This is a genomic window from Verrucomicrobiia bacterium, from assembly GCA_036268055.1.
Lineage (GTDB): Bacteria > Verrucomicrobiota > Verrucomicrobiia > Limisphaerales > Pedosphaeraceae > DATAUW01.
Genome location: DATAUW010000027.1, coordinates 1 through 9,581, shown reverse-complemented (window position 1 = coordinate 9,581; position 9,581 = coordinate 1). Strand labels below are relative to the sequence as shown.

Here is a 9,581-nt window from a genome sequence, read left to right as displayed (position 1 = left end):
CATCAAAACCGCGCAACGGGTTCGGGAAGCATGCGCTTGATCTCGTCGAGCCGATAACCAAATCCCGCGCCGTGAATACTGGCCAGGTTCACTTCGCCATTGCGACGCCGATAAATTCCCGGATGCACCGCGGCTTCGGGCGTTGAGGCTTCCGGGTAGAATTGCATGCCGTTGGTTTCGACGCCCATGATGGTGTTGACATGTGCCGCGAGGAGAACGTGTGGAATCTGCGCGAGCATGGGATTGGTGAGGTCCTGCACCATGAGCGACATGCCGTGCGCTTGCGCCCAGCAGGCCGCCAGCAAAGCACCACTGAGTGTCTTGCAAGTTTTCAACGCCACGCCGGTCCAGCCCAATTCGCGGCCTAATCTTACCATGCGCCAATCATGCGCACTTTCGTCGAGGAAGAGCGGCTTGCGGGCGGCGACGCTTCGCACATCAATGCGGTCGTGTTCCAACTCGTAAGGAAATGGTTGCTCGACGTAGAGGATGCGCGCATGACATTGTGGTTCGTCTTTTTGCAGGCGATCCAAAATTTCATTCACATAATCCGGTTCGCGCACGGTGCAATTAAAGTCCGCGGTGAACCACTGCGCGCCATTGGCCAAACCAATTTTTCCAACCTTAGCGAGCCGGGTGAAATCCCATAGCGCGTCGTTGCCGCGCAGTTTGACCTTTAAGCAGGTGAGTCCGTCGGTGCGAATCCAATCCGCGAGCAAAACCGGATAGCCATCGTTTGGTTCAGCGCCGGTTAAATCGGCGGCGGTCAATGGATCCAGACCACCCACCAAATGCCATGCCGCGAGCTGCTCGCGCCTTTTCGACAGAAGAAAATTTTCAGGATATTTTTTCGCGAAAGAAACTTTTTCAGTAGCGGGATCGAGAAATTTGCCGAGATCATGATTCAGAAATTCGGCATTCAAAGTGGAGAAGACCAGGCGTTGATGCAACTGCCCGAACGCGTCGTGCAATGCCAGATCGAATGCCGATAAACACACGAGCGCGGCCAGCCAAGGCATGGCGGCATCACGGGCGCGCGACTGATTGGTTTTTTGCAATAGTTCGCGCAGGACGCTTTCTTGAAATTCGATTCCCACTTCGAGTGGATGCCCCGAAAAATCAAAGCTCGCGATTGCTTCGGCGAGCGAGATACAAAAGTTTTTCAATGTGGAAAGGCGTTCGGCATAGGGCAGGGGACTCGGCCAAACCCATTGCACGCTCAACGGCGTTTCACCCCAACCGGCAGCGGTTTTGCCGTTGCGGTCGGTCACGACGACGCGCACGCGCGCGCAGGTCACTTCTTCGAGCGTCTCAGTACCGAACTTGAGCGGCACGCGGGTTTTGACGGGAAGAAAATAGAGCGCGGTCTCGACGGCGCGGATGTCAGTTTTGTGGTTCACGGCAAAATTTTAGGTAGGCAAAGTTTTGCCTTTAGTTTCCGGCGCGAACCAGATCAGCACCATTCCCAAAAGATAAATCAGCGTGACGATGGAACCGGCTTGCGCGTAACTGCCATGAAAATAATTGACCAGTTGTCCCTGCGTCAGCGCGCCGGCGGCGGCGAGGATGCGTCCAAAGTTATAACAAAAACCCTGCCCAGTCGCGCGGACCCGCGTTGGAAATAATTCGGGAAAATAAAGCGGGAACCAACTGTAGAACGCCGCCGTGATCGCTCCCACCACGAACGCCATTACCAGAAACAGCGCATTGAATTCCGTTACGCCCCGAAACAAAACGGCGCACGACACGACCGACAAAAAACACAGTACAAAATAAGCCCAGCGGCGCCCAAATTTTGAGCCGAGCCACGGCGCGATCCACGCGCCGGCAATCGCGCCGAATGAGAGTAGGACTTGCGTGTGCGCCTTCGCCGCCGGATTGTTTTTGCCCACGAGTTGATCCGCCCAGGTCGGCAACCATTGAACGGAGCCCCAGGTTCCGATCAGCGCAATCGCGGCGAAGGTCATTCCCAGCAAAGTCACTTTGCGCAAACCTGGTGAAAAAATTTCGCGCAACGGATTGACGCGTTTGGCATCGGTGGTTGCGATCCAGCGCGTGGATTCCGGCACGCCGATCATGATGAAAAAAACCAGCAACGCCGGCAATGCGCCCAACAGCATGAGCCAGCGCCATGAATTTGCCGTCACCGGATGGAGTTGACCGGCCACGCCCACGAGCAGCATGCCGGCGTTCGAGCCGACGCCCATTATGCCCGCCAGCCACGGGCGTTTTTTCTCCGGCCAGCATTCCATCACCAGCGCGACGCCGAGCGACCATTGGCCGCCCATGCCCAAGGCTGAGGCGAACCGCACCGCGCCAAGCTGCCACGGCGTTTGCGCAAAATATCCCAGACCGGTGACGATGGAATAAGTGAGAATGCTCAGCGACATCGCGCGGACGCGTCCGATGCGATCGCCCAGCCAGCCAAACGCGACGCCACCCAGCGCCGCGCCCACGAGAAAACACGCGGTGATGATGCCGATCCATTGGCCGATCAAGCCATCGCCGCCTGCGGTTGAGCCGAGGATATTTTGCAACGCTGGCCGGCCGATCAATGGGAAAAGCCCGATCTCGCAGCCGTCAAAGAACCAGCCGAAAAATGCGGCCATCAGCACGAGCCATTGGGCGCGGGTCAACGCGGCGTTGACCGGGGAAGAGGTCGTGTGCGGCTCGATTTGCGGCATCATCTGGATAAAAAAGTTAAGAATCGCAAAAGTGCGCTACCGGAGTGACATCCGTCAAGGTGATTTATAATTATAAACCAGTCTTGTTTTTGTCCTCGCTTCCATTACAGTTGAGCGAATCTCTATTTGTTGAACATGGAAATAAGCTCGATTGCGGGTCAAAGGTTGCCAGTGAAATTTAAGCTTCGCGCGGGAATGATATGGCTGCTCTGCGTTTTTGTTTTTTGCGCGCGGGCGGAGGAACCGAAAGCCGGGACGTTCTGGGAACCGGATTTTCCGTATCTCGAAGCCATCGTTGACGCGCGCGCGGTTCCAAATCTCACGCTGACAAATAATCTCACCGTGCGCGGCATTGTGCTTTCGCTGGGCAACCACACTTATGCTTGTTTCGATACCGACCTCTTGCGGCTCGCGTATGTCTGGCACGGAGACGGCCTGCAATTTGCCAGCATGGCGCCGATTTCATACGTGAATCTCGGCAAGAAAAATGATATTGGCCAGGCGATCCTGAACCGGCCAGTCGGCGATGCTTTTTCCGCATTGGGTTTTTATCCGGGTATCGCCAATGGGAAGCTGACTTTCAAGGATCCGCGCGCGGTGGGGTTGGACCCGGGCGAACTGGGACGCGGGCCGATTGAGGCTTCGATTGGGCGTTGGGAAGGGGTTTATACGGTGGGTGATAAGGCGGTTTTGCATTACACTGTGGGCGGAATTTCGGTGCATGAATTTTTGACCGCCATCGGCGATTCGTCAAGCGGCGGGTACACGCGAAATTTCCAGATTGCGCCGCACTCTCAATCCATCCAGATCGCACTCGCGGATTACTCGGAACCGTATGATAGGTTTCGCGTGATTGAAGGCAGCTTTGGGCCGAACGTCACTGGCGGGGATACATTTCTGCAGGGACTTGAAATTTATGCACGGCCGGATGCGGAAAGTGCTACTACGGAAAAATCTGCCGCGGGAGTTGTCGTCAACACAGTGCGGCGCGGCGGTGGAACGGTATTTATATTAACCATTTCACCGAACACGACTGAGCAAAAGATCTGCGTCGAATTTTCGAAAAAAGCTCAATCGAAGGAAAAATTTTCCATGCCGGATTTTGCCAAAGGCGGTTCCGCGCGCTGGCCCGAAACGGTCGTTACTCATGGAGTGATAGCTGGCGATACCAATGCCTACGTGATAGACCGTTTGACGTTGCCGACGGAAAATCCGTGGCATCGGCTTGTGCGTCCATCATCACTTTGTTTTTATCCCGATGGACGCGCAGCAGTCGTGACGTTTGATGGCGACGTGTGGCAGGTGAGCGGAATTACCAAAGATCTGTCCACGCTGACGTGGCGGCGCATCGCGTCGGGATTGCATGAGCCGCAGAGCATTCATTTTCGGGACGGAAATTTATACGTGTTCACGCGCAATGGAATTGTTTGCCTGCGCGACTTGAATGGCGATGGCGAAATTGATTACTACGAAAATTTTGCGAACTGTTTCGCGCAATCGGCGGAGACGCGCGATTTCGCGATGGATTCGATCGTGGCAAAAGACGGTGGCATTTACATCGCCGAGGGCGGCCAGCAGGGGCAATTCATGGGCATCCATAATGCGTCGGTGCTCAAGGTCGCGCCGGACGGGCGCTCGGCAGAAGTGGTGGCGCGCGGGTTGCGCGGGCCTTACCTGGGATACAATCGCGAACTGGATTTGCTCACGGCGAGCGACCAGCAGGGAAACTGGATTCCGACGTCGCCGATTCTCTGGCTGCGCCCGGGAAAATTTTACGGCTTCCTGCCATCCACAAAAGTTCAGCCGCCGAAACAAAGTGTGACCGAGCCGGTGTGCTGGATTCCGTATCGCTCAGCGCAAAGCACTTCCGGCCAGGTCTGGGCGAGCGGCGATAAGTTGGGCGCGCTCGACGGCCGATTGATTCAACTCGATTATTTTCATCCGCGGCTGCTGGTGGCGTTTTTCGATTCGAATTCGCAACCCACGCAAGGCGCGGTGTCTGAGCTTGATGTGCCGGTGGATTTTCCATTGCTCAAGGGCGAACTTGGGCCCAGCGACGGAGATTTGTATCTCGCGGGTTTTAGAATTTGGGGTTCGGATGCGAAGGAGTGGGCGGGCATCGGGCGGTTGCGTTACACCGGGAAACCCAGCAGCCAGCCGGCCAACGCGCGAAGCGCAAAAGACGGACTGCTCGTGCAGTTTGCTGAACCGCTTGATTCTGTTTCCGCGACCAATCTGGGCAACTTCACCCTTGAGCGATGGAATTATCGCCGCACGTCTGCTTATGGTTCGGGGCATTATAAACTGGATAATACTGCGGGGCAGGAATTCATGCCGATTCGCGGCGCGCTGATTTCGGCGGATCGCAAATCAATATTTCTCTATGTGCCGGAGATGAAAAAGGTGAACCAGATGGATTTGACTTATCGCCTGGCACATGAAAAGGGCGGAGCGTTCGACGGTCATGTTTATTTTACGGTGCAGGAATCGGAAGACCTTGATTTGAAACGATATGATTTTCCCGAAGTGGATTGGACGCACTGGAATATTGCACAGGAGATACCGCAAGGCAAAGCGCAGGAAGTTATTTCGGCGGCGGAAGGACAGCATTGTTATCAAGCAATGGGGTGTGTGGCGTGCCATTCGATTGATGGCGTGACGGTGGGGCGCGTGGGGCCGACGTTTCTTGGGCTGTTCGGCAAGGAATGTAAATTTGCCTCCGGCGCACCAGAAGTCGCTGATGAGGCTTACATTCGCGAATCCATTTTGAAACCGCAGGCCAAGATTGTGGATGGCTATCAAAAATCTGAGGTGTTGATGCCTTCATACGAAGGCGTCCTGACGGACGCGCAGATCCAGTCCATCATTCTCTATATCAAATCCCTGTCAATGCGGGCGGCGAAATAGTTTTCCGTTTTTAGCCGTTTTAATTGGTTGATGATGGCTTGGCAGAATTGATGAAAGCGGTGAGGTCTTTTTTGAGTTGCGTGAGCGAGGGTTGATTGACGTACATCATGTGGCCGGCGTCGTAGAATCCCATGCTTACGTTGGTGCGGAGATTGGGAGGCAGGCCGATGTGGTCGAAAGTGTATTTCGTCGCGAGATAGGGAGTGGCGAAATCAAAACGGCCGTTCGCAACAAAAACTTTCAGGTAAGGATTGTGCGTGATGGCTTGGCGCAGAGTTTCCGCGACGTCGAGGTAGCGGTTGCGCGCGGAGCCGAAATCCCACGGTGAAACTTTGCCGGTCAAAATTTCGTAAGGGAGATCGCTTTTAAATTTTAGTTCCGTGCGCACATAGTCGTTCAAGGTGGCCGTGAACGGGCCGAGCACGGCGGAGTAGCTGGGATCGTAGTCGGGGGTGTCGCCGACAGAATCGCGGTCCTGGCCGGTGCGGCGGCTGTCGTAGCGACCGACGGTGAGGCGTTCGCCGCGCAAGAGTTCCTTCATGAATTCCTGGTCGTGGACGCGCAAGTCGGCGCGGTCAATGTAATCTTCCGACAAGCCGGTGAAGCGGGACAAGTTCTTGATCACTTGCGCGCGGTCGGCGGCGGGAAGGGCGGCGCCTTGCATCAGCGCGTGCGAAAAATCTCCCATCGCGAACTGTTCGGATTCGGCGAGCGCTTTTTTCAAGTCGCCCTGCAAATCGGCGGGAAGTTTTTTGTGATACCAGGCCGTCGCGGTTTCGGTCGGCAGGAAGAGCGCGTAAGGCAAATCATTTCCCGGGGCGAAACTGAGCGTTTGAAAATCCAGCACGGACGAGATAAGCATGATGCCGTTTAAATAGATGCCGTAACGGTCTTCGAGGAAGCCGGACAAACCGGCGGCGCGGGTGGTCCCGTAGCTTTCGCCGATAAGAAATTTTGGCGAGGCCCAGCGCTGGTAACGCGTCGTGTAAAGGCGGATAAAATCGCCGACGGAATCCAGGTCTTCCTGCACGCCATGATATTTTTTGGGATCTTCGCCGGTCACCGGACGGCTGAAGCCGGTGCTCACGGGATCAATGAAAACGAGGTCGGAAGTGTCGAGCAGGGAATTCTCATTGTCCACGAGATGAAACGGGGGCGCGGGCAGGCCGCCGTCTTCTTTCAGGAAAACGCGGCGCGGGCCGATCGCGCCCAGGTGCAACCAGACGGAGGAAGAGCCGGGGCCGCCGTTGAAGGAAAACGTGACGGGACGGTCGGCGGCGTTGGTGTTGCCATCGAGGCGGTTGTAGGCGATGAAAAAAATCCGGGCGTGCGCCTTGTCGTCCTCGTCCTTCATCAACATCGTCCCGGCGGTGGCGCGGTAGGTGATGGTGGCGCCGTTGATGGTGATGGAATTCGTCGTTACGGAGAGGTCATCTTTTGAATCGCTCTTGTCGGATTTGGCGTCGTCTTTTTTGGGCGCGGATTTGGACGTTGAATCTTTGTCGTCATCGGCACGCAGTTGCGGCGGACGGGATAGAGCCATGAGGGTGATCATGGCGAGCAGGATGAGATTCCTTTTGGTCTTCATGAGTGCTGGATGTTGGCTGCCGCCCGCGATAACGTCAAGCGCGCTCAATGAACGGGGCGTTTTCGGTGTTCATCCGCCGTTGACAATTCGCCCGTGGAGTAACAGATTAATTTATATTATGAAAAAATCTCTCGCAAATCCCACGATTGCGCAACTGACGCGGGCCATCGGCATCCGCGAAAAAATTGAAGGACTAACCGCCGAATTGCAGGCGCTGTTAGGCGGCGCGATGCCGAAGGCCGGCGGTAAAAGAGGTCCCAAGGCAGGGTCACGCCGCCGTATGAGCGCAGCGGCACGGGCAAAAATCGCGGCGGCGGCGCGGGCGCGCTGGAAGGCGGCAAAGGCCGCGGGCAAAAGCCGTTTGTGATTTCGATTCCGTCCACCCATTCGTTCTTTCGCCGATCACGATGAAAAAACTTGCGCTCGTTCTTTGTCTTTTGTGGCCAGCCTTCGCGCCGATTTTTGCCGCAGAAATGGCCGTAATTCCCGCCGGCGTTCACCGCATTCTTTTCCTGGGTGACAGCATCACTTACGACGGCCGCTACGTCAGCGACATCGAAGCCTATTTCGTTACGCGTTATCCCGATCGGGAGATGGAATTTATCAATGTTGGTTTGCCGAGTGAGACGGTCTCGGGTTTGTCCGAGCCGGGGCACGCGGGTGGACAATTTCCGCGGCCCGATTTGCATGAGCGGCTGGCGCGGGTGCTGGAACAAACGAAGCCTGATTTGGTTTTTGCGTGTTATGGGATGAATGATGGCATTTACATGAAGTTCGATGAGCAGCGGTTTCAAAAGTTTAAAGACGGCATGATGTGGCTGCACGAGGAAGTGACGAAGGCCGGGGCAAAAATCATTCATGTGACGCCGCCGATTTATGACGGGCGCGGGCGTAACAAGGATTATAATGAAGTGCTCAACCGGTATTCGGCGTGGCTGCTGGCGCAACGCGCGGCGGCGGGTTGGGACGTGGTGGATGTTCACGGGCCGATGAATCACGTGTTTGAAACTCACGTTGCTGCCGATCCGAAATTTCACTTTGCCGAGGATGGCATTCATCCGGATTCTTTTGGGCATTGGATCATGGCGCAGGCGATTTTGGAGCATCTCGGGGCGCGCGATATTTCGGACGCAAAAAGTGCGGACGAGATGGTGGCGAATTATCCACATGGCGGGGAAGTGCTCAAGTTGATTGAGCAGCGGCAGGCGATGATGAAGGATGCGTGGCTGACTTCCACGCACCACAAACGGCCGGGGATGAATATCGGGCTGCCGCTTGCGGAAGCTCAGGTTAAGTATGCGAAGACGGAAAAAGAGATTCGTGATTTGGTGAAGCGGTGAGATTTGAAGAGGGAAACCCCTCTCTCCGGCTCTCTCCCCGCGGTCGCGGGGCGAGAGGGACGGAGTGCGGAGTGCGGTGGGTGGGCGGGGTGCGTTAACGCGGGAGAGCCTTTGGTGGATTGGCGATTTCTTTCGTCCCTCCGGGACTTGGTTTGGAACGGAGGCAAACCCAGCAATAAATCGCTGGGCTAAGATCTGTCGTCCCTGCGGGACTTCGGATGGTGGAGCGGCAGCGCAGACCTACCGTGCGCTAGATTGTCGGGAGTGGTTTAAAAGAATCTCGTCTGGCAAATTGGTGGAGGAATTTTCACGGGGGTGGACTTGCGCGGGGTGATAAGATGATGCTCGCCTGGGCTCGCCTCGCTTCGCTCGATATAGAGGTGAGTTGTTTGACGGGTTTCCCCCAACTGAAGTTGGGGGTTAATGAGAAGCGTTGGGCGAGTGGGTTAGGTTTGGTTCCAAGAGGGAAATTCTTTCGTCCCTGCGGGACTTGGTTTGGAACGGATGCAAACCCAGCCATAAATGGCTGGGCTAAGTTCTGTCGTCCCGGCGGGACTTCGGATGGTGGAGCGGCAGCGCAGACCTACCATGCGCTAGATTGTCGGGAGTGGTTTAAAAGAATCCCATCTGGCAAATTGGTGGAGGAATTTTGACGGGGGTGGACTTGCGCGGGGTGATAAGATGATGCTCGCCTGGGCTCGCCTCGCTTCGCTCGATATAGAGGTGAGTTGTTTCGGTGAGGATTCCCCCAACTGAAGTTGGGGGTTAATGAGAAGCGTTGGGCGAGTGGGTGAGATTTGGTTCCAAGAGGAAAATTCTTTCGTCCCTGCGGGACTTGGTTTGGAACGGATGCAAACCCAGCCATAAATGGCTGGGCTAAGTTCTGTCGTCCCGGCGGGACTTCGGACGGCTGCGCTGCCGCGCACTAGTGTCCAGCTATATCTATTGGAACTGGAATGACTTCTGGTTTTCCGGATAAGAGTTGTTTGAATGGTTTTGCGGGATTTGTTGTGCAAATAGTTCCGCAGCAGGTATTTGATCAAATATGCTGACGCTGGAAAT

At 55.7% G+C, this 9,581-nt stretch carries 6 protein-coding genes; 3 read left to right on the top strand and 3 right to left on the bottom strand.

Annotated elements, in window-relative coordinates; translation table 11 throughout:
• Window positions 1–2: 2 nt before the first annotated feature.
• Window positions 3–1,400, bottom strand: coding sequence for a mandelate racemase/muconate lactonizing enzyme family protein (locus tag VH413_15930; protein HEX3800184.1), 1,398 nt, complete (start codon window positions 1,398–1,400; stop codon window positions 3–5).
• Window positions 1,401–1,409: 9 nt separating this feature from the next.
• Window positions 1,410–2,687, bottom strand: coding sequence for an MFS transporter (locus VH413_15925; protein ID HEX3800183.1), 1,278 nt, complete (start codon window positions 2,685–2,687; stop codon window positions 1,410–1,412).
• A gap of 168 nt (window positions 2,688–2,855) precedes the next feature.
• On the opposite strand from VH413_15925, the gene VH413_15920 reads away from it, so the two are divergent.
• Window positions 2,856–5,591 (top strand): DUF6797 domain-containing protein, encoded by a 2,736-nt coding sequence (locus VH413_15920; protein ID HEX3800182.1) that lies wholly within the window; start codon window positions 2,856–2,858, stop codon window positions 5,589–5,591.
• A 19-nt stretch (window positions 5,592–5,610) separates the two neighbouring features.
• Here the strand turns inward: VH413_15920 and VH413_15915 are convergent, their stop codons facing one another.
• Entirely contained in the window at window positions 5,611–7,179 is a 1,569-nt protein-coding gene (locus tag VH413_15915; protein HEX3800181.1) for a peptidase S10, read from the bottom strand.
• A gap of 118 nt (window positions 7,180–7,297) precedes the next feature.
• Here VH413_15915 and VH413_15910 point away from each other — a divergent pair, with 118 nt between their 5' ends.
• Window positions 7,298–7,546, top strand: a complete 249-nt coding sequence (locus VH413_15910; protein HEX3800180.1) for a hypothetical protein — start codon at window positions 7,298–7,300, stop codon at window positions 7,544–7,546.
• Between the two features lie 40 nt (window positions 7,547–7,586).
• Complete coding sequence (locus tag VH413_15905; GenBank protein HEX3800179.1) at window positions 7,587–8,519, top strand: SGNH/GDSL hydrolase family protein; 933 nt, start codon at window positions 7,587–7,589, stop codon at window positions 8,517–8,519.
• The last annotated feature ends 1,062 nt before the right edge of the window (window positions 8,520–9,581 follow it).